24 protein-coding genes are annotated in these 25,778 nt (G+C 45.2%); 17 read left to right on the top strand and 7 right to left on the bottom strand.

From position 1 onward, the window contains the following. Positions 1 to 61: 61 nt before the first annotated feature. From QA442_RS16990 to QA442_RS16965, 6 genes are all read left to right on the top strand, one after another. Positions 62 to 2,206 carry a transglycosylase domain-containing protein gene (locus QA442_RS16990; protein ID WP_095432698.1) on the top strand — a complete coding sequence of 715 codons (2,145 nt, stop codon included), beginning with the start codon at positions 62 to 64 and terminating at the stop codon, positions 2,204 to 2,206. Positions 2,207 to 2,327: 121 nt separating this feature from the next. Further along, positions 2,328 to 3,389, top strand: coding sequence for a uroporphyrinogen decarboxylase (gene hemE, locus QA442_RS16985; protein WP_040083554.1), 1,062 nt, complete (start codon positions 2,328 to 2,330; stop codon positions 3,387 to 3,389). Positions 3,390 to 3,460: 71 nt separating this feature from the next. Beyond that, a complete protein-coding gene (gene hemH, locus QA442_RS16980) occupies positions 3,461 to 4,393 on the top strand; it encodes a ferrochelatase (protein WP_014663414.1) in 933 nt (310 codons plus the stop codon). A gap of 14 nt (positions 4,394 to 4,407) precedes the next feature. Further along, a complete protein-coding gene (gene hemY, locus QA442_RS16975; RefSeq protein WP_095432697.1) occupies positions 4,408 to 5,820 on the top strand; it encodes a protoporphyrinogen oxidase in 1,413 nt (470 codons plus the stop codon). Between the two features lie 149 nt (positions 5,821 to 5,969). Then, on the top strand, positions 5,970 to 6,545 hold the full coding sequence (locus QA442_RS16970) for a TetR/AcrR family transcriptional regulator (RefSeq protein WP_021479630.1): 576 nt from the start codon (positions 5,970 to 5,972) through the stop codon (positions 6,543 to 6,545). Between the two features lie 70 nt (positions 6,546 to 6,615). After that, entirely contained in the window at positions 6,616 to 8,943 is a 2,328-nt protein-coding gene (locus QA442_RS16965) for a YhgE/Pip domain-containing protein (protein WP_095432696.1), read from the top strand. Positions 8,944 to 8,984: 41 nt separating this feature from the next. On the opposite strand, the gene fabHB is transcribed toward QA442_RS16965, so the two are convergent. Then, positions 8,985 to 9,962, bottom strand: coding sequence for a beta-ketoacyl-ACP synthase III FabHB (gene fabHB, locus QA442_RS16960; protein WP_095432695.1), 978 nt, complete (start codon positions 9,960 to 9,962; stop codon positions 8,985 to 8,987). A gap of 128 nt (positions 9,963 to 10,090) precedes the next feature. Between fabHB and QA442_RS16955 the strand changes: the two genes are divergently transcribed. Beyond that, a complete protein-coding gene (locus QA442_RS16955) occupies positions 10,091 to 10,867 on the top strand; it encodes a YhfC family intramembrane metalloprotease (protein ID WP_095432694.1) in 777 nt (258 codons plus the stop codon). 83 nt (positions 10,868 to 10,950) lie between these two features. Here QA442_RS16955 and QA442_RS16950 read toward each other — a convergent pair whose 3' ends face one another. Further along, positions 10,951 to 11,142, bottom strand: a complete 192-nt coding sequence (locus QA442_RS16950; protein ID WP_095432693.1) for a hypothetical protein — start codon at positions 11,140 to 11,142, stop codon at positions 10,951 to 10,953. A gap of 137 nt (positions 11,143 to 11,279) precedes the next feature. Between QA442_RS16950 and QA442_RS16945 the strand changes: the two genes are divergently transcribed. Then, positions 11,280 to 12,320, top strand: coding sequence for a M42 family metallopeptidase (locus QA442_RS16945; RefSeq protein ID WP_095432692.1), 1,041 nt, complete (start codon positions 11,280 to 11,282; stop codon positions 12,318 to 12,320). A 14-nt stretch (positions 12,321 to 12,334) separates the two neighbouring features. Beyond that, positions 12,335 to 12,742 (top strand): ASCH domain-containing protein, encoded by a 408-nt coding sequence (locus tag QA442_RS16940; protein WP_040083546.1) that lies wholly within the window; start codon positions 12,335 to 12,337, stop codon positions 12,740 to 12,742. A gap of 36 nt (positions 12,743 to 12,778) precedes the next feature. Here the strand turns inward: QA442_RS16940 and gltT are convergent, their stop codons facing one another. Together gltT and yhfH are read right to left on the bottom strand one after the other, a co-directional pair. Beyond that, the gene (gene gltT / locus QA442_RS16935) at positions 12,779 to 14,068 is read right to left on the bottom strand and encodes a glutamate/proton symporter GltT (protein ID WP_095432691.1); all 1,290 of its coding nucleotides are present in this window, start codon (positions 14,066 to 14,068) and stop codon (positions 12,779 to 12,781) included. A 266-nt stretch (positions 14,069 to 14,334) separates the two neighbouring features. Further along, positions 14,335 to 14,472: a protein YhfH gene (gene yhfH, locus QA442_RS16930; protein ID WP_279473323.1), complete on the bottom strand. Its 138-nt coding sequence runs from the start codon at positions 14,470 to 14,472 to the stop codon at positions 14,335 to 14,337. A gap of 157 nt (positions 14,473 to 14,629) precedes the next feature. Between yhfH and QA442_RS16925 the strand changes: the two genes are divergently transcribed. From QA442_RS16925 to lcfB, 4 genes are all read left to right on the top strand, one after another. After that, the gene (locus QA442_RS16925; protein WP_040083543.1) at positions 14,630 to 15,364 is read left to right on the top strand and encodes an MBL fold metallo-hydrolase; all 735 of its coding nucleotides are present in this window, start codon (positions 14,630 to 14,632) and stop codon (positions 15,362 to 15,364) included. Between the two features lie 12 nt (positions 15,365 to 15,376). Next, complete coding sequence (gene lplA / locus QA442_RS16920) at positions 15,377 to 16,372, top strand: lipoate--protein ligase (RefSeq protein WP_095432690.1); 996 nt, start codon at positions 15,377 to 15,379, stop codon at positions 16,370 to 16,372. A gap of 64 nt (positions 16,373 to 16,436) precedes the next feature. After that, positions 16,437 to 17,081, top strand: coding sequence for an SDR family oxidoreductase (locus QA442_RS16915; protein ID WP_071582277.1), 645 nt, complete (start codon positions 16,437 to 16,439; stop codon positions 17,079 to 17,081). Between the two features lie 117 nt (positions 17,082 to 17,198). Next, positions 17,199 to 18,740: a long-chain-fatty-acid--CoA ligase LcfB gene (lcfB, locus tag QA442_RS16910; protein ID WP_071582276.1), complete on the top strand. Its 1,542-nt coding sequence runs from the start codon at positions 17,199 to 17,201 to the stop codon at positions 18,738 to 18,740. A 38-nt stretch (positions 18,741 to 18,778) separates the two neighbouring features. Here lcfB and QA442_RS16905 read toward each other — a convergent pair whose 3' ends face one another. Beyond that, positions 18,779 to 19,174 (bottom strand): YhfM domain-containing protein, encoded by a 396-nt coding sequence (locus QA442_RS16905; protein WP_014663427.1) that lies wholly within the window; start codon positions 19,172 to 19,174, stop codon positions 18,779 to 18,781. A 148-nt stretch (positions 19,175 to 19,322) separates the two neighbouring features. On the opposite strand from QA442_RS16905, the gene QA442_RS16900 reads away from it, so the two are divergent. Continuing rightward, positions 19,323 to 20,603, top strand: a complete 1,281-nt coding sequence (locus tag QA442_RS16900; protein WP_095432689.1) for a M48 family metallopeptidase — start codon at positions 19,323 to 19,325, stop codon at positions 20,601 to 20,603. A gap of 38 nt (positions 20,604 to 20,641) precedes the next feature. Here the strand turns inward: QA442_RS16900 and aprE are convergent, their stop codons facing one another. Next, positions 20,642 to 21,787: a subtilisin AprE gene (aprE, locus tag QA442_RS16895; RefSeq protein ID WP_095432688.1), complete on the bottom strand. Its 1,146-nt coding sequence runs from the start codon at positions 21,785 to 21,787 to the stop codon at positions 20,642 to 20,644. Positions 21,788 to 22,229: 442 nt separating this feature from the next. On the opposite strand from aprE, the gene QA442_RS16890 reads away from it, so the two are divergent. From QA442_RS16890 to QA442_RS16880, 3 genes are all read left to right on the top strand, one after another. Continuing rightward, positions 22,230 to 22,691, top strand: a complete 462-nt coding sequence (locus tag QA442_RS16890; RefSeq protein ID WP_279473322.1) for a GNAT family N-acetyltransferase — start codon at positions 22,230 to 22,232, stop codon at positions 22,689 to 22,691. 57 nt (positions 22,692 to 22,748) lie between these two features. After that, positions 22,749 to 23,741, top strand: coding sequence for an NADPH:quinone oxidoreductase family protein (locus tag QA442_RS16885; RefSeq protein ID WP_095432686.1), 993 nt, complete (start codon positions 22,749 to 22,751; stop codon positions 23,739 to 23,741). Positions 23,742 to 23,982: 241 nt separating this feature from the next. Then, positions 23,983 to 24,954: an ABC transporter substrate-binding protein gene (locus QA442_RS16880; RefSeq protein ID WP_095432685.1), complete on the top strand. Its 972-nt coding sequence runs from the start codon at positions 23,983 to 23,985 to the stop codon at positions 24,952 to 24,954. A 227-nt stretch (positions 24,955 to 25,181) separates the two neighbouring features. Here the strand turns inward: QA442_RS16880 and phoE are convergent, their stop codons facing one another. Next, positions 25,182 to 25,763, bottom strand: a complete 582-nt coding sequence (gene phoE, locus QA442_RS16875; protein ID WP_040083533.1) for a phosphatase PhoE — start codon at positions 25,761 to 25,763, stop codon at positions 25,182 to 25,184. Positions 25,764 to 25,778 lie beyond the last annotated feature (15 nt).

Genomic DNA, 25,778 nt, shown 5'->3' with positions numbered 1-25,778 from the left:
GCTTCGAACATAATTCCAAACAATTTTTCCCATACTACCCTTAGAAAGGCGAGGTGAGTTCATGTTTAAGATAAAGAAAAAGAAACTTTTTATACCTATCATTATTTTAGTGTTAACTGCTTTTCTCGCTTTAATAGGATATATTTCAATTATTTTTCTCGGGCATTATGTCATAGATGAAAAGAAGCTGATACTTCATGCCTCTTCAAAAATTGTTGATCAAAACGGAGATGAGGTTGCAAGCCTGTATACAGAAAATCGCGAGCCGGTCTCGATCAATGAGATTCCTAAGCAGGTCAGAGAAGCGTTTATCGCTGTTGAGGATAAAAGGTTCTATGAGCATCACGGCATTGATGCAAAATCTGTCGGAAGGGCAGTGTATCGCGATATATTAGCAGGCGGAAAGGTGGAAGGCGGAAGCACGATCACCCAGCAGCTTGCCAAAAATATTTTTCTGACACATGACAAAACGTTTCTAAGAAAAACAAAAGAAGTGATCATTGCGATCAATCTTGAACGGGATTACAGCAAGGACAAGCTGCTTGAAATGTATTTAAACCAGCTTTACTTCGGACACGGGGTCTACGGCATACAAGCGGCGTCCCACTATTATTTTAATAAAGAAGTAAAAGATTTGACTGTATCTGAAGGCGCTGTTTTGGCCGCTATTCCGAAGGCGCCTTCTACGTACTCTCCGATTTTGCACCCTGATAAAAATAAGGAGCGGCGTGATACAATTCTAGGTATGATGAATGACCAAGGTTATATCAGTGCGAAAGAGGCTGTCACCGCACAGGGCCGAACGCTTGGACTGCATGTGAAGAAACAGTCGGAAACACCTTGGTTTGACAGCTACATTGACCTTGTGATCAAAGAGGCGGAAGACAAGTATTCCATTTCTGGAGAGCAGCTTCTTCAAGGCGGATACACGATCAAGGTGCCGCTCGATTCGAAGCTGCAGAAGACGGCTTACCAGGTGATGAAAGAGGGAAGCTATTATCCCGGAACAGATCAGAATGCCGAGGGAAGCGCGGTCTTTATTAATAACAAGACAGGCGGTGTAGAAGCGGCCATCGGCGGAAGGGATTACACATCCAAAGGATATAACCGTGTCACAGCTGTCCGCCAGCCGGGTTCCACATTTAAGCCGCTTGCCGTATACGGACCGGCGATGCAGGAAAAGAAATTTAAGCCGTATTCTCTATTGAAGGATGAGTTGCAGTCCTACGGAGATTATACGCCGAAAAACTACGACAGCCGGTATGAGGGCGAAGTCACTATGTCTGACGCCATTACGTACAGCAAAAACGCGCCGGCTGTCTGGACGCTGAATGAGATCGGCGTTGAAACAGGAAAATCTTATTTGAAAGCAAACGGCATTGATATCCCTGATGAAGGCCTTGCTCTTGCTCTAGGCGGCTTGGAAAAAGGCGTTTCACCGCTCCAGCTTGCGGGAGCATTTCATACATTTGCCGCGAACGGAACGTATACTGAACCCTTCTTTATCTCAAGCATAATAGATGAAGACGGAGAAACAATAGCCGATCATAAAGAAGAAGGAAAGCGGGTATTCAGCAAGCAGACGTCTTGGTATATGACGAGAATGCTGCAGCAGGTAGTCAAAAAGGGAACGGCTACGTCCGGCACCTATCACGGCGACCTGGCGGGAAAAACAGGTTCTACATCTTATACAGGCGTCTCCGGCGCGACAAAGGACGCCTGGTTTGCAGGCTATACGCCGAAAATAACCGGGGCAGTCTGGATGGGCTATGACAAAACGGACCGAAATCATTATTTAACATCCGGGAGCTCATACCCGACGCGGCTGTTTAAGGATATTTTGACACAGGCAGGAGAAACCGGTGCTGTGTTCACAAAGCCTAAAAACGTCAAAGAACTGGAAAGTCCGATTGAGCTGAAGCCGGTCAAAACACTCACAGCCGATTACACATTTAAAGCAGCGGGACTCTTTACTATTGAATTAAAGTGGGACGCCCAAGAGGATGATCGGGTTGTATACAGAATTTATGTAAACAAGGACGGAAAGGAGACGCTTCTTGATTCGGTTGAAGGGAAGGGGAGCTATGAAATCCATTATGCCAACTTGTTTTCGGGCGCGTCTTATAAAATTGTGCCTTATAATTCACAGACAAAAAGAGAAGGGGGAGGAACCGATTACGTTCAGCCGAAATTGTTTTCCTCTTAATGGAATTCGGCGATTTTTTGAACTTTGAGCTTCATTTCTATACCATTTGCCTAAAACAAGGTATAGTGTAATAAGTCAAGAAATACGAACGTATGGTTGCAGTATGAAAGGTGGAAATCAGATGAGTAAACGAGAAACGTTTAACGAGACGTTTTTAAAAGCTGCGCGGGGAGAAAAAGCGGATCACACGCCTGTGTGGTATATGAGACAAGCAGGGCGCTCACAGCCGGAATACCGCAAGCTGAAGGAAAAATACGGATTGTTTGAGATCACCCATCAGCCCGAACTTTGTGCGTATGTCACAAGACTGCCGGTTGAGCAATACGGAGTCGATGCTGCAATCCTATATAAAGATATCATGACTCCGCTTCCGTCAATTGGTGTGGATGTTGAAATCAAAAACGGGATCGGTCCTGTGATTGATCAGCCAATCCGGTCTCTGGCGGACATTGAAAAACTCGGCCAGATTGATCCGGAACAGGACGTGCCGTACGTGCTTGAGACGATTAAACTGCTTGTCAATGAGCAGCTGAACGTCCCGCTCATCGGTTTCTCAGGTGCGCCTTTTACGCTTGCCAGCTATATGATCGAAGGCGGCCCATCTAAAAATTACAATAAAACAAAAGCCTTCATGTACAGCATGCCGGATGCATGGAATCTGCTGATGTCCAAGCTTGCCGACATGATCATTGTGTATGTGAAAGCGCAGATTAAAGCAGGCGCAAAAGCGATTCAAATCTTTGATTCGTGGGTCGGCGCGCTGAATCAGGCTGATTACAGAACATATATCAAACCCGTGATGAACCGGATCTTTTCAGAGCTTGCCGGGGAGAATGTGCCGCTGATCATGTTTGGCGTTGGTGCAAGCCATCTGGCGGGAGACTGGCATGACCTTCCTCTCGATGTTGTCGGGCTGGATTGGAGACTCAGCATTGATGAAGCCAGATCAAAAGGAATCACCAAAACAGTGCAAGGCAACCTGGACCCGTCCATTTTGCTTGCGCCATGGGACGTCATTGAGAAGAAAACGGCGGCAATACTTGATCAAGGAATGAAATCGGACAACTTCATTTTCAACCTGGGACACGGGGTATTTCCAGACGTCAGTCCTGAGGTTTTGAAAAAACTGACAGCATTTGTCCATAAATATTCACAAAACAAGAAAATGGGTCAATATTCCTAAGCATATCTTTTGGTATCATGATGATATCCTGTCAAAATGTTTGTATCAGATCATTAAAGAGGGTGTAAACAGTGAGTAGAAAGAAAATGGGGCTTCTCGTGATGGCGTACGGCACGCCTTATAAAGAAGAAGATATCGAACGTTATTATACACATATCAGAAGAGGCAGAAAGCCTGAACCTGAAATGCTTCAAGATTTGAAAGACAGATACGAAGCAATTGGCGGCATTTCACCGCTTGCCAAAATCACAGAAGAGCAGGCACATAATCTGGAACAGCACTTGAATGAGATTCAGGACGAGATTACGTTTAAAGCGTATATCGGACTGAAGCATATCGAGCCATTTATTGAAGACGCTGTAGCAGAGATGCATAAAGACGGCATTACAGAAGCAGTCAGCATCGTGCTGGCGCCGCATTTCTCCACGTTCAGCGTTCAGTCCTACAATAAGCGTGCCAAAGAAGAGGCTGAAAAACTCGGCGGTTTAACGATTACGTCTGTTGAAAGCTGGTACGATGAACCGAAGTTCGTGACATATTGGGTTGACCGAGTGAAGGAAACATATGCGTCAATGCCTGAGGATGAAAGAGAAAACGCGATGCTCATCGTATCCGCGCACAGTCTGCCGGAAAAAATCAAAGAATTTGGAGACCCTTATCCGGACCAGCTTCATGAATCGGCGAAATTGATTGCTGAAGGCGCAGGCGTTTCCGAATATGCTGTCGGCTGGCAAAGTGAAGGGAACACGCCTGATCCATGGCTGGGACCTGATGTTCAGGATTTAACTCGCGATTTATTTGAACAAAAAGGCTATCAAGCGTTTGTATATGTTCCTGTCGGGTTTGTCGCGGATCACTTAGAAGTGCTTTATGATAATGATTATGAATGCAAAGTGGTTACAGACGATATCGGCGCAAGCTATTACCGGCCGGAAATGCCGAATGCCAAGCCTGAGTTTATTGATGCTTTGGCAACAGTCGTATTAAAAAAATTAGGACGTTAAAGAAGGCGATGAACATGAGTGACGGAAAAAAACATGTAGTCATCATCGGCGGCGGCATTACCGGTTTAGCCGCCGCCTTCTATATGGAAAAAGAAATCAAAGAAAAGAATCTGCCGCTTGAGCTGACACTTGTTGAGGCAAGTCCGAGAGTCGGCGGAAAAATCCAGACTGTCAAGAAAGACGGCTATATCATCGAAAGAGGGCCAGACTCATTTCTGGAACGGAAGAAAAGCGCCCCGCAGCTTGTTAAAGATTTAGGTCTTGAGCATTTGCTTGTCAACAATGCGACCGGACAATCCTATGTGCTTGTAAACCGCACCCTGCATCCAATGCCGAAGGGCGCTGTAATGGGGATACCGACAAAAATTGCGCCGTTTGTATCTACGGGTCTGTTTTCCTTGTCCGGTAAGGCGAGAGCTGCTATGGATTTCATCCTGCCTGCAAGCAAAACAAAGGATGATCAGTCATTGGGAGAATTCTTCCGCAGACGTGTCGGAGATGAAGTGGTCGAGAACTTAATCGAGCCGCTTCTATCAGGGATCTATGCAGGCGACATTGATAAGCTCAGCCTGATGTCGACATTCCCGCAGTTTTACCAGACGGAACAAAAGCATAGAAGCCTGATTCTCGGCATGAAAAAAACAAGGCCTCAAGGCTCAGGCCAGCAGCTGACGGCAAAGAAACAAGGACAGTTCCAGACTCTGTCAACCGGATTGCAAACCCTTGTTGAAGAGATCGAAAAGCAATTAAAGCTGACGAAGGTGTATAAAGGCACAAAAGTGACCAAGCTCAGCCGTGGCGGCTCTGGCTACTCGCTTGAACTGGATAACGGTGTCACACTTGATGCTGATTCAGTAATTGTGACTGCTCCGCATAAAGCGGCTGCGGGAATGCTTTCTGAGCTCACTGCTATTTCCCATTTGAAAAATATGCACTCCACATCCGTGGCAAACGTCGCTTTAGGCTTCCCGGAAGGCGCCGTCCAAATGGAGCATGAGGGAACGGGCTTTGTCATTTCGAGAAACAGTGATTTTGCGATCACAGCCTGTACGTGGACGAACAAAAAATGGCCGCACGCAGCGCCGGAAGGCAAAACGCTGCTTCGGGCATATGTCGGAAAAGCCGGAGACGAATCGATTGTCGATCTATCAGATAATGACATTATCAACATTGTGTTAGAAGACTTAAAGAAAGTCATGAACATAAACGGCGAACCGGAAATGACATGTGTCACCCGATGGCATGAAAGCATGCCGCAGTATCATGTCGGCCATAAGCAGCGCATCAAGGAACTGCGTGAATCACTGGCAGCCGCATATCCGGGTGTTTATATGACAGGCGCTTCTTTTGAAGGTGTCGGAATACCCGACTGCATTGATCAAGGAAAAGCTGCCGTGTCTGACGCGCTTACCTATTTATTCAGCTAAAATCTCCGCCATAAAGCGGAGGTTTTTTTGTGCTGTGCGATGGCAATATTGTGTAAAAAAATGATTGAATTGAGCAGCAGGTTATGATACATTTGCATATGTACTTAATGACTAAAATGTTCAAACGGTCAGTTTTGGGGTGATATACGATGTCAATAGATCGAAAAAAGCTCATTTTGGAGGCGGCTACAAAGTCTTTCACGCAGTTCGGGTATAAAGCGACGACCATGGACCTTGTCGCAAAGCTTGCGAATGTGGGGAAGGGAACCATTTATACATTTTTTAAAAACAAAGAAGAGCTGTTTGACGAGATTTTCACAACTTTATTGAAGGAAATGAAGCAAAAAGCGGATGAAGCGATGGAGCCGAACCTTCCGTTCCATGAAAATGTGCACAGAGCGCTGTTTGCCATTCTGGAGTTCAGGAAAACACATCAGCTGACGATTAAGATTTTCCAAGAGAATGCCGAGATTGGTACAATGGCAGTTCAGGAAGTGATCCAGAAAATGGAGCGAGCCATACTGTCTTATATCAAAAGTAAGATTGAAGACGGGATTAAAAGCGGCGCAATCAAGCCGTGCGATCCTGAACTGACGGCCTTTGTGATGTTGAAGCTTTATATCGCGCTCATTTTTGACTGGGAAAAACAACATCCCCCGCTTGATAAAGAGACAATTGCGGAACTGCTTGAATTGTATGTTGTCAATGGATTGTCAGCCAACTAGATAATCCTTTCTCTTTGCAAGAAAATGACCATTTTTCATGATGAGTCAGTTTTAGAATGGAGGCATCAGGATGAACACAATACGAAGTCAGTGGAAAGACATCGTAACAAGTAAAAAACTATTGATTCCCATCATCGCCATTTTGTTTGTTCCGCTTATTTACAGCGGCGTATTCTTAAAGGCTTATTGGGACCCGTACGGCACAGTTGACCAGCTGCCTGTCGTAGTCGTCAACCAAGATGAGGGCGCAACGTATGAAGGAGAAAAACTTCAAATCGGTGATGATCTGGTCAAAGAATTAAAGGATAATAAAAACTTTGATTGGCATTTTTCCAATGATCTAGACCAATCGTTAAAGGACTTATTAAATCAAAAATATTATTTAGTTGTCGAGATTCCTGAGGATTTTTCTAAGAATGCCAGCACTGTGTTGGACAAAAATCCGAAAAAATTGGATCTGAAATACCATACAAATGCCGGTTCCAACTATGTAGGGGCAACGATCGGCGAAAAAGCGATTGATAAACTGAAAGCCTCTGTGTCTAAAGAAGTGACCGAGCAATATACGAAAGTTATTTTTGATAACTTTAAAGATATCGCAAAAGGGCTGAGCGACGCGAGCAGCGGCGCGAAAAAAATTGATGACGGCACAAAGGATGCGAAAAACGGAAGCGCCCAGCTGAAAGAAAATCTGGCGAAGCTGAAGGAAAGCACCGCTACCATCAGTGACAAAACAGCGCAGCTTGCAGATGGAGCGGCTCAGGTGACGAGCGGCATCCAATCACTTGACAGCTCGCTCGGTAAATTCCAGGACAGCAGCAACCAGATTTATGATAAATCTGGTCAGCTTGCAGCAGGATCAGGCAAGCTGACGGGCAAACTAAATGAACTGAATGCCGGCCTTCAAAAGGTGCAGCAGGGCTTACCTGATCTTACAAACGGGCTGAATCAGCTCAACAGTAAAGCACAAGAAGAGTCGGAGAAAGCAGCAAAAGCGGAAAAACTCATAAATGCGCTCGATTTAACACAGCTTGAAACAGCTGTGAACAATCTGGAAAAGTCAGAAACTGCGATGAAGGAATTTAAAAAACAGCTGTCTGACTTTGAAAACAGCTTGAAAAACCGTGATCAGGCATTCAAAAATCTCATCAACTCGAGTGATTTCTTAACAGCGGAGCAAAAAAGCCAGCTGATCAATTCTGTTGAAAAGCAGCTTCCGCAAGTTGATGCGCCTGATTTTGATGAAATTTTAAGTGGACTTCCTACAGCTGATCAGCTGCCTGACATCGCAACGATAAAAAGCTCATTGGAAGATGTGAAAGCGGAGGTTGCCCAGGTGAAAGCATTGCCGGAAGCTACCTCTAAGCTTTATAACGGCGCAAAAGCCACTCAAGACGCGATTGACCAATTATCTGCTGGATCTGAGAAAATATACAATGCGTCACAGCAGGTGACAGATGGCCAAAATAAATTGACAGCCGGCATTGGTGAATATAATAAGCAGTTTGCAAAAGCAAAAGCGGGCTCAGAGCAATTGGTGACAGGAAGCAGCCAAGTATCCGGCGGATTGTTTAAGCTGTTAGACGGGTCTAAACAGGTCCAAAGCGGATCATCAAAACTGGCCGACGGGTCTGCATCACTTGATACAGGCTTAGGCAAGCTATTGGACGGCACAGGGGAGCTGTCTAATAAGCTGAAGGATGCGGCAGATCAAACAGGAGATATCGACGCTGATGATCAAACATACGGCATGTTTGCGGATCCGGTGAAAACCAAAGATGATGCCATTCATTCCGTTCCTAACTATGGAACAGGGCTGACACCTTATATCCTGTCAATGGGCTTATATGTCGGCGGCATCATGCTGACGGTTGTCTTCCCGCTGAAGGAGGCGTCAGGACGTCCGAGAAACGGTTTTGAGTGGTTCTTCAGCAAATTCAATGTCATGATGCTTGTTGGAATCATTCAATCGCTGATTGTGGCGACAGTTCTTCTATTGGGAATTGGGCTCGAGGTAGAGAGCACGTGGAGATTTTACGTGTTTACGATTATTACGAGTCTCGCTTTCCTAGCGATGATTCAATTTTTGGCCACAACAATGGGCAACCCGGGACGTTTTATCGCAGTCATTATTTTAGTGCTGCAGCTGGGAGCAAGCGGAGGAACCTTCCCGCTTGAATTGCTTCCGAATTTCTATCAGGTCATCCACGGCGCATTACCGATGACCTACAGCATTAACGGATTCAGAGCGGTCATTTCAAACGGGGACTTTGGCTACATGTGGCAGATGGCCGGCGTCTTAATCGGCATCGCTCTCGTTATGATTATCTTAAGCATTACCTACTTTACAGTGTTAAGCCGGAAGGAAAAAACATCGGAAGAACAGCCGGCTTCATAAAGAAAAAGAACTTGTTTCCTTGGAAACAAGTTCTTTTTTTGTTACATTCCCCATCTAATAAGCAATCCTGTATAGGTTAATCCGCCGCCAAATCCGAAAAGCATCACGGTTTGGTCTTTTTTCAGCTTCCCTGCTTTTACTGCGAGATCAAGCGCCAAAACAATGGAGACCGAAGACGTGTTTCCATAGTATTCAACACTAGTGAGCGTTTTTTCAATCGGGAACGGTGTTTTTTCACAAATTGACTCGATCATGCGCAAGTTGGCGCTGTGAGGAACAAACCAATCGAGACCATCAGAGCTGAGTCCTGCTTTATGTAAAAGCCGTTCAAATTCGCCAGGGATCGTTCTTACGGCCCATTTATATACTTCGCGGCCGTTTTGGACCATTTTCCCGGAGCCAGCAAGCTCCACACCGTTTATTTCATTTCGCAGTCCGGCACGATACAAAATATCGCCTCCGTTCCCGCTTGTTCCTTGGACAGACGCAAGAAATCCTGGCGTCTCTTCCTCTCGTTCCACTAACAGCGCACCCGCGGCGTCACCGAACAGAACGCATGTCGTTCGATCGGTATAATCCGTTACCTTTGACAATGTCTCCCCGGCGATGACGAGAATTTTTTGATGAAGGCCGGATGTGATCAATCCATTTGCCAAATGAAGACCGTATGTCAGTCCGGCGCACGTCGCATTAATATCCAGCGCGCCGGTGTTTTCCCAGCCGAAATATTCCTGTACGCGGCATGCCGTACTCGGAAAGGCGTAATCGGATGTTGTTGTGGCAACGAGGATCATATCGACATCATCAAGTGTGCCGTTATAGCGGCTCTTGAGGTCCTTCACTGCTTCGATGCATAAATCAGAGGTAAACTGCTGTTCATCTGCAATCCGGCGTTCTCTCATGCCTGTACGCTGAACGATCCATTCATCAGATGTATCAACGATCTTTTCTAAATCAACATTGGTTAAGCGTCTGCTCGGCGCATATGTGCCGATAGCTGTAATTTTTGCTTTTGACATATGAATCACTCCTTATGGCTAGATTATAACACTAGATATTAGTATCTGGTACTAAAAAGAAGGTTTTTTGATAAAAAAAGAGAAGTGTAGGATAGGGAAGCTATGAAATAGAAAAAGGAGGCTGAAAAATGGTCAGTCAAGAAGCAGTAGTCTTTTTGGCGTTATCCGGGGCTATTGCGTTTCTGTTGCCGATCGGGCTGATTGTGTGGTTTAAGCGGAAATATGGCGCCTCGCTTAAAGTGTTCTTTATTGGCGCTCTTACGTTTTTTGTCTTCGCTCAGCTGCTGGAAGGCGGCGTTCATCTGTATGTACTGCAAGTGAATGAAGTGACGAAAGAAGCGATGCAACATCCATTGTGGTATGGCATTTACGGCTGTTTGATGGCCGGCATTTTTGAGGAGTGCGGAAGGTATTTGATGATGCGATTTTTTATGAAGCGCCATCATACTTGGGCGGATGGCCTGGCTTTCGGTGCAGGCCATGGCGGGCTTGAAGCCATCCTGATTACAGGCTTGTCCTCTATCTCACTTATTGTATACGCATTTGCTATCAATAGCGGGACGTTTGAACAGCTTTTGGTCAATGGCGACGTCAAACAGGCGCTTTTGCCAATACAGGAGCAGCTGTTGCATACCCCTTCGTATGAATGGCTGCTGGGCGGAATAGAAAGAATCAGCGCCATTGCTGTCCAAATCGGGCTGTCGCTGCTAGTCCTGTACGCGGTTAAAAGCCGCCGGCCGCTGTTTTTGCTGTATTCTATTCTTTTACATGCACTGTTTAATGTCCCGGCGGTTTTATATCAAAGAGGAATCGTAGAGCATGCCGCTGCTGTTGAAATCATTGTTGCTTTTATAGCTGCTTTATCAGTGTATTGGATTGTAAAAGCAAAAAGGGTGTTTCAATAAAAGGTCCAAGCAGCAGCAATGCCCGCTTGGAAAAATGTGAATGGAAATATTCATTAAGCATGGGTCATCAGAATATTTCTGATTCAGTCTTTAGCAATGACAGCAAGAATGTCTGTGTTTTTTACAAGAGAAACAATGGTGTTTCTTTTTCTTCTTCTCGCAAGGGTCATGGCATTCTTTCTTTTTCTTGCAATGGCCATGGAAATCTTTATCGAACCACTCGTCAAAGAACCAAAAATCATCGAACCAATCGTGACAACGACATTTCTGTTCATGTGAATGACGACAGCACATAGAAATCCCTCCTCTTCCCATGCTCTCTACAGCATATGAGAGATTGATAGGAAAAGATTGGACGGGTCCCTCGGGAAAAGAGTATATTTTAAGTAGAAAATAAAAGGAGGAATGCCCTATGACGTCCGTACGTAAAACGATGGAGCTCATTAAAGAACTGGTATCGATCCCAAGCCCGACAGGAAATACATATGAGGTAATCAATTATATTGAAAGCCTTTTAAAAGAATGGAAGGTAGAAACGGTTCGGAACCACAAGGGCGGCTTACTTGCAACGCTTCCAGGACGCGACACATCCCGGCATCGCATGCTGACGGCGCACGTTGACACCCTCGGCGCTATGGTGAAGGAAATTAAAGCGGACGGCCGGCTGAAAATCGACTTAATCGGCGGGTTCCGCTACAACTCGATTGAGGGGGAATATTGCCAAATTGAAACCGCCTCAGGAAAAACGTACACAGGCACAATTTTAATGCATCAAACGTCTGTGCACGTATACAAAGACGCGGGAAAGGCTGAGCGGAATCAAGAGAATATGGAGATCCGCCTAGATGAACCTGTTCACTGCCGAAAAGATACGGAGGAGCTGGGCATTGGTGTCGGAGATTTTGTGTCGTTTGATCCCCGTGTCGAAATCACAGCAAGCGGATTTATTAAATCGCGCCATTTGGATGACAAAGCAAGCCTCGCCTTATTGCTCCGCTTAATTCATCAAATTCAAACAGAAGACATTGAACTGCCGTATACAACCCATTTTTTTATTTCCAATAATGAAGAAATCGGATACGGCGGGAATTCGAATATTCCTCCTGAAACGGTCGAATATTTGGCGGTTGATATGGGAGCTATCGGAGACGGACAGGCCACAGATGAATATTCAGTATCAATCTGTGTGAAGGATGCGAGCGGGCCGTATCATTACCAGCTCAGAAAACATTTAGTTCAATTAGCCGAGAAGCATCATATTGACTATAAGCTTGATATCTATCCGTACTACGGGTCTGATGCGTCAGCAGCAATCAAATCCGGGCATGATATTGTGCATGGCCTCATCGGGCCGGGAATTGACGCTTCCCATGCATTTGAACGCACCCATAAATCATCTCTTCGCCATACCGCTAAGCTTCTGTATTATTATGTACAGTCACAAATGGTATAAGGGGGGAAGAGCGAATGAAGATTTATAAGCTGAAAAGCATATTCGGCTGGGAAGGTGATGACGGGCTGGGAGAACAGCTGATTCAGCAGATCATTGCCGGAGAAAAAACAGCCACGTGCGCGCCGAGATCATTATATTCAAAAGATGAATTGAGGGACGTTTATCAAACAGCTGGTCAGCTTGTTACCGTTTATGATAAACATGACAATCCAAGATGCAATATAAAAGTGACAGACGTCTTTGAAACCACCTTTGGTGCGCCTGATATGAGGTTAGTCAAAGGAGAGGGCAATGGAGACCGAATTGACGAATTTCAAAAGGATCATCGGATGGCTTGGGCGGAGCTGATTAAAAACGGTGACCTGGAGCTGAATGAAGATACGGTTTTGATTACAGAGCTGTTTGAGCTTGTTCAAGACTAAAAAAGCCTGCGGGATAAGAACCCCGCAGGCTTTTCATTAACCGGAAATGGTTGCGTTTTGCTCTGTTTTCGATTGGGACATAACAGTTTCTGCTTTCGCAGGGTTAAACATGCCTTCCCATTTAGACATCACAACAGCAGCAAGCGCGTTACCAGTCAGGTTGACAACTGTACGTGCCATATCCATGATACGGTCTACGCCGGCAATAAAGGCAAGTCCCTCAGCCGGAACGCCGATGGTGCCAAGCGTCGCAAGCAAGACAACAAAAGAAGTACCAGGCACGGCAGCCATCCCTTTAGATGTCACCATTAAGACAAGCACAAGCGTAATTTGGTGCCAAATTGTCAAATCAATTCCGTATACCTGTGCCAAAAACAGCGCGGCAATGGATTGATAGAGAACGGAACCGTCTAAGTTAAACGTATATCCGATCGGAATCACAAATGAAACAATGCCTTTCGGGCATCCGATTTTCTCCATTTTTTCCATGATGCGCGGAAGAACCGTTTCAGAGCTTGATGTACTGAACGCCAGTAAGATCTCATCCTTCATGTAAGCAAGGAATTTGAAGATGCTGATGCCGGCCATTTTTGCGACAATTCCAAATACGACAATTAAGAAGAAAGCAAGTGCGACATACACCAATCCGACGAGCTTTCCGAGAGAGATAAGAGAACCGAGCCCGAATTTCGACACAGTCACTCCGATAAGCGCGAAAACGCCGAACGGCGCCACTTTCATCACAAGATTTACAACGTGGAACATGGCATGGGATACACCTTCAAAAAAGGCTAAAACTGGCTTGCCTCTTTCACCGATCGCGGAAATACCCAATGCAAATAGTACTGTAAAGCAGATGATGGCTAGAAGATCCCCTTCGACCAACGACTGGAAGAAGTTTGTCGGCACAATATGGAGGAACGTTTCCGCCACTGATTTATTACTTTGTTCTTTTTCGGTTTCAACATATTGACTGATGTCCGATTTTTGAGCTTCGTGTATATTAACTCCTGTACCCGGATGGAAGATGTTTGCAAGGGCTAGTCCGAGAATAATGGCAAAAGTCGTGATGATCTCGAAGTACAGAATCGTTCTGAAGCCTAGTTTACCGACTTGCTTTCCATTTCCTGCACCGGCTACACCGATGATTAAGCTGGAGACAACAATAGGAATCACTATCATTTTGATTAAGCGTAAAAAGAGATCCCCAATTGGCTGCAGGTAAGTAGGCAATGCTGGGTTGCCATACCAAATGACGCCAACAATAACACCTAGAATAAGTCCAACGAATATTTGTGTGGCTAATCCAAACTTAATTCTTTTCATAGATTACCTCCCAAAAAACAAAGTATCAACATATATCATGAATAGACATATATTTAATCTCACTATTAGATCAAATTATAATAGATAAGAAATGAATTCGTCTACAGTAAATTATATTTAGAAAATAAAGAATATTCAGTGATGACACGATAATCACCAGAATTATCTAAAATCGGGTGAGCTTTGACCTAACCTGATATTATTTCAAAATTAAGATATGTGTGAATAAATAAGAAAATCCCACGCGCAGGGCGTGGGATTTTTGCTTATGACAAATCATTTACTTTTATACAGTCATTGCAGATATTACCATAGCACTCATGCTGCTCTTCTATCTTTTTTCCGCATTCCGCGCACTTTTTCGAAGGCAGGTTTCTAAAAAATTCTGTGATTTTTCCCAGCATAACCAATCCCTCTTTCCCCTTTGTAGTGACTTCATTGTAATATAACAGATTATAAAAATCAATAACTGTTTTGATACAATGTTTAAAACATGCTTTTTTCAAGAAAAATGGGTATATTGAAGGAGGAACAATTTTCTTGAAAAGATAGGAGGACATTATGAAAGTTACAGTTATCGGATGCTATGGCGGTTTCCCGGCCGCAAATGAAGCGACGTCAGGCTATTTGTTTCAGTCAGGTGATTACTCTCTGCTTGTCGATTGCGGCAGTGCCGTATTGTCTAAGCTGTTGGGTTATGTGCCGGCGGAAAAGCTGGATGCGGTCGTTCTGTCTCATTATCACCATGACCATATTGCTGATATCGGGCCGCTGCAATTTGCCAAGCAAGTCGGTTCGTTTCTCGGTAAAGGAGAGCATACGCTTCCGATTTACGGACATGATGCTGATATAGAACAGTTTCAAAAGCTTACATATAAAACACATACGAAAGGCATTGCCTATCAGCCGGATCAGCCGCTGACTGCCGGTCCGTTTACGATCACATTTTTAAAAACGATTCACCCGGTGACGTGTTATGCCATGCGGATTACTGACGGCAGCCACACTGTCGTTTATACTGCTGATTCCAGCTATCAGGATTCATTTATTCCGTTTTCGAAAGATGCTGATTTGCTGATCTCAGAATGTAATTTTTATGCGGATCAAGACGGGACAAGCGCAGGCCATATGAACAGCCTGGAAGCCGGGCGCATTGCAAAAGAAGCCGGAGCTGGAGAGCTGCTGCTGACACATTTGCCGCATTTTGGCGTGCATGACAATCTTCGCAAAGAAGCGAAAACTGTTTTTAACGGTGAAGTGAATATTGCGAAATCAGGTTTTGTGTGGGAAGGATAAAGGAGGAGCACCATGTTATTTATAGACAATCAAAATATCAATGATCCGCGGATCAATCTTGCTATCGAGGAGTACTGTGTCAAGCATTTAGACCCTGAACAGCAGTATTTGCTTTTTTATGTGAATCAACCGTCTATTATCATTGGGAAAAACCAAAATACAATAGAAGAAATCAATACAAAATATGTAGAGGAAAACGGGATTATCGTCGTCCGCCGTTTATCAGGCGGGGGCGCTGTGTACCATGATCTGGGGAACTTGAACTTCAGCTTTATCACCAAGGATGACGGGGACAGCTTTCATAACTTTAAAAAGTTCACTGAGCCGGTGATTCAGGCGCTACATCAACTCGGGGTTGAAGCGGAATTAAGCGGCCGGAACGACATTGTAGTGGATGGCCGGAAAATATCCGGAAACGCCCAGTTTGCAACGAAAGGCCGTATTTTCAGCCACGGCACCCTTATGTTTGATTCAGCCATTGATCATGTTGTGTCAGCATTAAAGGTGAAAAAGGATAAAATTGAATCAAAAGGCATCAAATCGATCAGAAGCCGAGTGGCAAACATCAGTGAGTTTCTCGATGATAAAATGACCACCGAGGAATTCCGCAGCCATTTGCTTCGCCATATTTTTAACACAAACGACATTGGAAACGTGCCGGAGTATAAGCTGACAGAAAAAGATTGGGAGACCATCCATCAAATTTCGAAAGAGCGCTATCAGAATTGGGATTGGAACTACGGCCGCTCACCGAAATTTAACCTTAATCATTCGAAACGTTATCCGGTTGGGTCGATCGATTTGCGCCTGGAAGTCAAGAAAGGCAAAATTGAGGACTGCAAAATCTTCGGAGATTTCTTCGGTGTCGGTGATGTATCTGATATTGAAAACCTGCTGGTCGGAAAACAATACGAACGGAGCGTCATCGCTGATGTGCTCGAAGATGTGAATCTCAAGCATTACTTTGGGAACATTACGAAAGAGGATTTCCTTGATCTGATTTATTAAGGCAAAGCACTTCGTTTGAAAGAGCGGTTGTGTGTTTGAAATAATGGAGGCAGGAGGGATTCAGATGAAAGTGTTTTTAATCGGAGCGAACGGACAAATCGGGCAAAGACTCGTCTCTTTATTCCGGGATCATCCTGATCATTCCATTAGAGCGATGGTCAGAAAAGAAGAACAGAAAGCGTCTCTCGAAGCTGCCGGTGCAGAAGCTGTGCTTGCGAATCTGGAGGGCAGCCCCGAAGAAATCGCCGCCGCGGCAAAAGGCTGCGACGCCATCATTTTCACAGCGGGTTCCGGCGGCAGCACAGGCTATGATAAAACGCTGCTGGTGGATCTTGATGGAGCGGCAAAAGCCATTGAAGCGGCGGACATTGCCGGAATCAAAAGGTTTATTATGGTCAGCGCTCTGCAAGCCCATAACCGTGAAAATTGGAATGAGGCACTCAAACCTTATTATGTGGCCAAGCATTATGCCGATAAAATTTTGGAAGCAAGCGGTTTAACCTATACGATTATCCGTCCGGGAGGCCTTCGCAACGAGCCTGGAACGGGAACTGTTTCAGCTGCGAAGGATCTGGAGCGGGGTTATATTTCCCGTGATGACGTTGCAAAAACGGTCATTGCCTCTTTAGATGAAAACAATACGGAAAATCGGGCCTTTGATCTGACAGAAGGAGATACGCCGATTGCCGAAGCATTGAAGAAACTATGACTGAACTGACACTCGGGGCTTTTTGCTCTTGAGTGTTTTTTTCTGTTTCTCTATAATGGAGGAGAAAGCTTGGCTTCAATAATGAATGACTATTCATTCACTTTAAGGGGTGGGAGAATGAATCTTGTTTCAAAATTGGAAGAAACAGCATCTGAGAAGCCCGACAGCATCGCATGCAGGTTTAAGGATCACATGATGACGTATCAAGAGCTGAATGAACAAATTCAGCGATTTGCGGACGGCCTTCAGGAAGCCGGTATGGAGAAAGGGGACCATCTAGCTTTGCTGCTTGGCAACTCGCCTGATTTTATCATCGCGTTTTTTGGTGCTTTAAAAGCCGGGATCGTGGTTGTCCCCATCAATCCGTTGTACACGCCGACAGAAATTGGTTATATGCTGACAAATGGCGATGTAAAGGCGATCGTGGGCGTTAGCCAGCTTTTGCCGCTTTATGAGAGCATGCATGAATCGCTGCCAAAGGTTGAGCTCGTCATTTTATGCCATACGGGAGAGGCTGAGCCGGAAGCCGCGGACCCAGAGGTCAGGATGAAAATGACAACGTTTGCAAAAATAGTGCGGCCGACATCTGCCGCTAAACAAAACCAAGAGCTTGCTCCTGATGATACCGCGGTTATTTTATATACGTCAGGAACGACTGGAAAACCGAAAGGCGCGATGCTGACTCATCAGAATTTGTACAGCAATGCCAACGATGTCGCAGGCTATTTGGGAATGGATGAGAAGGACAATGTGGTTTGTGCTCTTCCCATGTTTCACGTGTTTTGTTTAACTGTCTGCATGAATGCACCGCTGATGAGCGGCGCAACTGTCTTGATTGAGCCTCAATTCAGTCCGGCATCTGTTTTTAAACTTGTTAAGCAGCAGCAGGCGACCATTTTTGCCGGTGTTCCTACGATGTATAATTACTTGTTTCAGCATGAGAATGGAAAAGAGGATGATTTTTCTTCCATCCGGCTTTGCATTTCGGGGGGAGCGGCCATGCCAGTCGCATTGCTGACGGCATTTGAAGAAAAATTCGGCGTTACCATTTTGGAAGGCTACGGGCTCTCGGAAGCATCACCTGTCACATGCTTTAACCCGTTTGACAGGGGCAGAAAGCCGGGCTCCATCGGGACAAGTATCTTACATGTCGAAAACAAGGTCGTAGATCCGCTCGGACGCGAGCTGCCCGCTCACCAGGTCGGCGAATTGATCGTAAAAGGACCCAATGTGATGAAGGGCTACTATAAAATGCCGATGGAAACAGAGCATGCGTTAAAAGATGGTTGGCTTTATACGGGGGACTTGGCAAGACGGGATGAGGACGGCTATTTTTACATTGTTGACCGGAAAAAAGACATGATCATTGTAGGAGGATACAATGTGTATCCGCGGGAAGTGGAGGAGGTGCTGTACAGACACCCGGACGTCAAGGAGGCCGTTGTCATCGGCGTGCCGGACGCCCAAAGCGGGGAAGCGGTAAAGGGATATGTGGTACCGAAACGTTCTGGCATAACAGAAGAGGACATCATGCAGCACTGTGAAAAGCATCTGGCGAAATACAAGCGGCCTGCCGCCATTACGTTTCTTGACGACATTCCGAAAAATGCGACGGGGAAAATGCTCAGACGGGCGCTAAGAGATATTTTGCCTCAATAAAATGAAAAAGCGAAGCAGCTAGCTTCGCTTTTTCATTTTCAATCCTTTGCTTCTTTTTTCATAATGTTTAGCAGCGCCTTTGTATCGTTTTTGCTTAATTTGTAGTATGTGCCATCCTTCAAAAATACGGCTTGCTGGCTGCCGTCAATCCATAGCCTGAATGAGTCGTACCGGTCTTTATGAAACTTGATTGTCCCTTCGTAATCAGGGGCTGATGTTTTTTCTGTCTTCACCTGTTTTCCCTGATTCATAATGTCCAGCATATCTTTTACGTGCTGCCTTTTTTCAATCTTAATATCTTCTTGGCCGCTTGAAGACAGTGTGATCAAATCCGCGTCTACCGATTGATACACATCGCCTGACCGGCTGTAAAGATAGAAAAATGCAATAAACACAAGACCGATTACCACGATGGCTGCCACTATTTTTTTCATTTGCATCACTCCAAACATTGTTAGTTTTCCCAGCGATCGGGCTTTCCATGCTTAAAAGGATGGAAAAGTGCGGAACACAGCTTGGTTCTAAGAATTTGAATTTATGATTACAATAGAAGTAACGGGTTGATGTGAGGAGTGAGGTGTTATGCGCAAATGGATTGCGGCAGCAGGGCTTGCTTACGTGCTGTACGGGCTGTTTTTTTATTGGTATTTCTTCCTGTCCGGTGATTCCGCAATACCGGAAGCCGTGAAAGGGACGCAGGCTGATCCGGCTTCTTTCATGAAGCCGTCTGATTTGGCGGTGGCCGAGCAGTATTCAAATATCAAGAATTTTTTATTTTTTATCGGGGTACCTCTTGATTGGTTTCTGTTTTTTGTTTTGCTGGTCAGCGGCGTTTCAACGAAAATCAAGAAATGGATGGAAGCGGCCGTGCCTTTTCGATTTTTACAGATCGTTGGTTTTGTATTTGTACTTTCGCTGATTACCACATTGGTGACGCTGCCTTTAGATTGGATAGGCTATCAAGTGTCACTTGACTACAACATTTCCACACAGACTACGGCCAGCTGGGCTAAGGATCAGGTTATCAGCTTTTGGATCAGCTTTCCAATCTTTGCGCTTTGCGTTCTCGTGTTTTATTGGCTGATCAAAAGGCATGAAAAAAAATGGTGGTTATACGCCTGGCTGTTAACAGTGCCGTTTTCGCTTTTTCTGTTTTTTATTCAGCCGGTCATTATCGATCCTTTATACAATGAATTTTATCCGCTGAAAAACAAAGAGCTTGAAAGCAATATTTTAGAGCTGGCAGATGAAGCCAATATTCCGGCTGATCATGTATATGAAGTGAACATGTCAGAAAAAACAAATGCACTGAATGCCTATGTTACAGGTATTGGGGCCAATAAACGGATTGTATTGTGGGATACGACACTGAACAAACTTGACGATTCAGAAATTCTGTTTATTATGGGCCACGAAATGGGCCATTATGTCATGAAGCACGTTTACATCGGTCTGGCTGGTTATTTGCTCGTGTCGCTCGCCGGATTTTATGTCATTGATAAGCTTTACAAGCGGGCGGTTCGCCTAACCCGCAGCATGTTTCATTTAGAAGGGCGGCATGATCTTGCGGCACTTCCGCTGTTATTGCTTTTGTTTTCCGTTTTGAGCTTTGCGGTGACGCCTTTTTCAAATGCTGTCTCGCGTTATCAGGAGAATAAGGCTGACCAGTATGGGATCGAGTTGACAGAGAACAGAGAAGCCGCTGTTAAAACGTTTCAGGATTTGGCCGTGACGGGGCTGAGCCAGGTTGATCCTCCGGTGCTTGTGAAGATTTTCAGAGGCAGCCATCCTTCGATCATGGAACGGATTCAACATGCGGAGAAAGAAGAGAATGTGCCGGAACATCAGGATGCTGACAAATAAAAAGAAGCAGGTATGGAGGAACCTGCTTCTTTTTACTATTATTGTGCAGCTGCTTGTACGTTGATTAACCCTTTTCCATAGTAGAAAGAGTTTCCAAGATATGTTGCAGTGCTTTCTAAACGATCACGGACTTGCGCGTTTGTCCAAGTCGGGTGCTTAGAAAGAATTAACGCTGCTGCTCCGGCAACGTGAGGAGTCGCCATGGACGTGCCGTTGTAAGCACCGTAAGTGCCTCCAGGAAGTGTGCTTTGGATGGATACGCCAGGAGCCATCACATCAAGCTCAGAACCTGCGCTTGAGAATGCAGCTCTTTGGTTGCTGCTGTTTACCGCACCTACCGCGATGGTAGAAGGATATTTCGCAGGATAGCCGACTGTGCTTGAGCTTCCGGACGAGCCTTCGTTTCCGGCTGCGGCCGCAACCACAATACCGCTGGAAACGGCTTTATCAACAACTGTTTTCAGCGCTGTAGAACCAGAAGGTCCGCCAAGGCTCATGTTGATAACGTCCATATTGTTGGAAATGGCCCATTCAATGCCGTTGATGATCCAGCTGTATTGGCCGCTTCCTGTTGAATCAAGAACTTTTACCGCATATAATGATGCGCTTGGCGCTACGCCGAGAACACCGATTGAGTTATTAAGAGCGGCAATCGTACCGGCTACGTGCGTACCGTGAGAACTGCCGTCCTGGTATGGGTTTGTTTCAGAAGGTACGAAGCTTGCTCCGCCTCTGACGTTTAAGTCAGGATGAGAAGAGTCAATTCCGCTGTCGATAACAGCTACTTTTACGTTAGAGCCTGTGTAGCCTTGAGAGTGAAGAGCCGGCGCTTTAATTTGGGAAATGCCGTAAGGAACAGATTGCGCATATTCATGTGCAATATGATCTTCTTCCACATATGCAACACTCGGATCTTGTTTTAATTCTTTTACAGCTTTTTCATCCAATGTTGCTGTGGCTGCGTTAACATACTTAAACTGCTTTTGAACTTTTCCACCTTTCTCAGAAATAACATCCTTTTTCTTGGCGGAGCTCATGGCACTCATTGTCTGTTTAAATCCGACAATGTATTTCTTTTCTGTACTGCTTTTTCCGGCAGCCTGCGCAGACATGTTGCTGAACGCCATCGTAAAGATTAACGTTAACGCAAACAACAAGCTGATCCACAATTTTTTGTTTCTCACTCTTTACCCTCTCCTTTTGAAAAATTCAGAGTAGACTTACTAAAAAGACTATTCTGTGAATTTATTGTAATAGATGGAATAATATTTTAGTAGACCCATTTTTTTGAGATGATTTTATCTCTATTTAGGTATATCATCTCTCGCTATTTCCGTAGAGACTCGAAATAACTATTTTCATACAGAAAAAAACGAAAATAGACATGAGTAAATGTTCATTATGCTGAAATGTCATGCTTTTTCAGGTTAAATGCTCCTGAGTCCCGGCAAATTCCTGTCGAAAAAATTCGTTCGAATGACCTGCATATGCTTCCGTGAGAACAATGGATATTATCGTGATATTTTTTCAATGTATGATGATAAAAGTATTCTGAAAAATAAACTTTACAGAAAAATTTGATTAGAGATAGAATGAAAAAATGATTGAGAGGGAGGAAGAACTGAGATGAACATTCGCCAAGCAAAGATTTCAGATGCGGCAGCCATCGCGCCGCTGTTTAACCAATATCGGGAATTTTATAGACAGGCATCCGATTTGCAAGGGGCGGAGGCTTTTTTGAAAGCGCGTTTGAAAAATCACGAGTCTATTATTTTGATAGCAGAAGAAAATGGAGAGCTCATAGGCTTTTCCCAGCTCTATCCCGCGTTTTCTTCTGTGTCAATGAAAAGAATCTACATATTAAATGACTTATTTGTTGCTCCTCATGCGCGTACAAAGGGAGCCGGCAGCCAGTTGCTTTTGGCCGCAAAGGATTATGCAGCGGAAAACGGGGCAAAAAGTTTAACGCTTCAAACTGAGCACCACAACCGGAAGGCAAGAAGCTTGTATGAGCAAAATGGCTATGAAGAGGATACCGCATTTGTCCATTATTCTCTCAATGTCGGCGAAGTGAAAATGGCGGCTTGATGATTTGGTTTTTGGAACGTTCTTCGGTTACGATATAAATGAAAAGGAGTGTGCCGAATGTCAACGTTATTTCAAGCATTGCAGGCAGAAAAAAATGCCGATGATGTTTCAGTCCAAGTGAAAACCATATCAACAGAGGATTTGCCGAAGGATGGTGTCCTGATTAAAGTTGCTTATTCCGGCATTAATTACAAAGATGGTCTGGCCGGAAAAGCAGGAGGCAATATCGTCAGAGAGTATCCGCTTATTTTAGGCATTGATGCTGCGGGTACGGTCGTCTCTTCCAATGATCCGCGTTTTGCAGAGGGGGATGAGGTCATCGCGACAAGCTATGAGCTCGGTGTCTCCCGTGATGGCGGATTAAGTGAATACGCTTCGGTGCCCGGTGACTGGCTGGTGCCTTTGCCACAGAATCTTTCGTTAAAAGAAGCGATGGTGTACGGAACGGCGGGGTTTACTGCGGCGTTATCAGTGCATCGGCTTGAACAGAACGGTCTGTCTCCGGAAAAAGGCAGCGTGCTAGTCACAGGAGGAACCGGCGGTGTCGGCGGAATTGCGGTATCGATGCTGAACAAGCGGGGCTATGATGTGGTGGCAAGCACCGGAAACCGGGAGGCGGCTGATTATTTGAAACAGCTCGGTGCAAGCGAAGTAATCAGCAGGGAAGATGTCTATGACGGAACGCTTAAGGCGCTGTCCAAGCAGCAATGGCAGGGAGCGGTTGATCCAGTCGGGGGAAAACAGCTTGCCTCGCTTTTAAGCAAAATTCAATATGGCGGAGCTGTCGCGGTGAGCGGCTTAACCGGAGGAGGAGAAGTTCCTGCAACGGTGTATCCTTTTATTCTTCGCGGAGTAAGCCTGCTCGGGATCGATTCAGTATACTGTCCGATGGACGTCAGATCCGCTGTTTGGGAGCGCATGGCTTCTGATCTCAAGCCTGATCAGCTGCTGACCATTGTAGATAGGGAAGTCTCATTGGAAGAAACGCCTGCTGCGTTAAAAGAGATTTTGCAAAATCGCATTCAAGGAAGAGTGATAGTGGAGCTTTAACAGGACAAGCTTGCAGGGAATGTATGTTTCTGCAAGCTTTTTTGTGGACAGGGTGTTAAGCTGTGCCCCGAAACAATCTTCCGTTTCTTGTTTGCGCTATGTTAAAGAAACAAGATTGACCTGGAAAGCGGAACTTTCTTTTCTCATTTGAAAAATAATTGGTGATAATGATTCTCATTCCGTGTTATACTACTCTTGGACATCTTAATCATAGAAACTGCTAACAGGAGAGACTGGAACTATGAAAAAAACACTGATTATTCTTACAGTTTTACTTCTTTCTGTCTTAACGGCTGCTTGCTCGTCTTCAAGCGGCAATCAAAACAGCAAAGAACATAAAGTGGCGATAACACATGATTTAGGAAAGGCGAATGTGCCTGAGCATCCGAAGCGGGTTGTTGTTCTTGAGCTTGGTTTTATCGACACACTGCTTGATCTCGGCATTACGCCTGTCGGGGTTGCCGATGACAACAAAGCGAAGCAGCTGATCAACAAGGATGTGCTGAAGAAAATTGACGGCTACACATCTGTCGGCACTCGCTCACAGCCAAGCATGGAAAAAATCGCTTCATTAAACCCCGATTTGATTATTGCTGACACGACCCGGCATAAGAAGGTGTACGATCAGCTGAAAAAAATCGCGCCGACGATTGCGCTTAATAATTTAAATGCCGATTATCAGGATACAATTGACGCTTCCCTTACGATTGCAAAAGCAGTCGGCAAGGAGAAGGAAATGGAGAAAAAGCTGACGGCGCATGAAGAAAAGCTTAGCGACACAAAGCAGAAAATCAGCGCGAACAGCCAGTCCGTGCTTTTGATCGGAAATACAAATGATACGATTATGGCCAGGGATGAAAACTTCTTTACATCAAGACTTTTAACACAGGTCGGCTATCGATATGCAATCAGTACGTCAGGCAATAGCGATTCAAGCAATGGCGGCGACTCCGTGAATATGAAAATGACACTGGAGCAGCTGCTGAAAACAGATCCGGATGTGATCATCCTGATGACAGGAAAAACAGATGACCTCGACGCCGACGGGAAACGCCCGATCGAAAAGAATGTCCTCTGGAAAAAGCTGAAGGCAGTGAAAAACGGGCATGTATACCACGTGGACCGTGCAGTGTGGTCTCTGCGCCGCAGTGTAGATGGGGCGAATGCCATTTTGGACGAGCTTCAGAAAGAGATGCCGGCTGATAAGAAATAAAAGAAAAGACAGGCTGACGCCTGTCTCAGCGTGTCGACAAACCCTCGCATTCGTTGTCAGGACTGCGCTTCGGTGCTCACGAATTAGAACATTCGCTCCGCTCCTATGCTCGTCCTTCCTAGACTTCAAGGGTTTTCAATCACGCTGAATAGATGACATAATCATAAAATGAAAACCATTTTATGATTTTATCAACAATCTAAGACAGGCTGACGCCTGTCTTTTTCTTATTTGATAAAGCCGGATAAGTGGCTGTTGATATTATAGTCTTTAATCCGCCATTTTTCTTCTGCAAATTCAATGTTGCTGAGGCAGGCGTTTACGAGGCGAGTGCTTTTAAGCTCAGGGTCACCGCCGGATATCTCCGTCAGCAGGGCGTGAATTGCCGCACCGTGCGCCACGATCAGCACCTTCTTGTCTGGATACGCTTGGTTCACTTTTGCCAACCCGCCCATCAGTCTGTCAGTGAGTTCTTCTAGGGTTTCCATATTCGGATAGATGTTATCCGGATAGCGCTTTGTCCGCTCCTCCAGCGGCATGCCCTCCGCGTCGCCGTAATCGCGTTCCTTAAAATCATCCATCTCGACAATCGGAAGATGCAGATATTCATTAATAATTTCCGCGGTTCTTTTCGCTCTTTTCAGCGGGCTCGTCACAATAATATCCCAAGAAAAGTCCTTTACATATTCTCCGGTTTCTCTTGCTTGGCGTTCACCTGTTGCGTTTAGCGGGATATCGGTTTTGCCTTGGCATTTTTGCTGCAGGTTCCAATCGGTTTCTCCATGTCTTACTAAACAAACGGCTGTCATAAAATCCCCTTCCTG

The organism is Bacillus stercoris (assembly GCF_029772985.1).
Lineage (GTDB): Bacteria > Bacillota > Bacilli > Bacillales > Bacillaceae > Bacillus > Bacillus stercoris.
The sequence above is the reverse complement of the archived record's forward strand: the minus strand, read 5'-3'. Positions and strand labels throughout refer to the sequence as shown.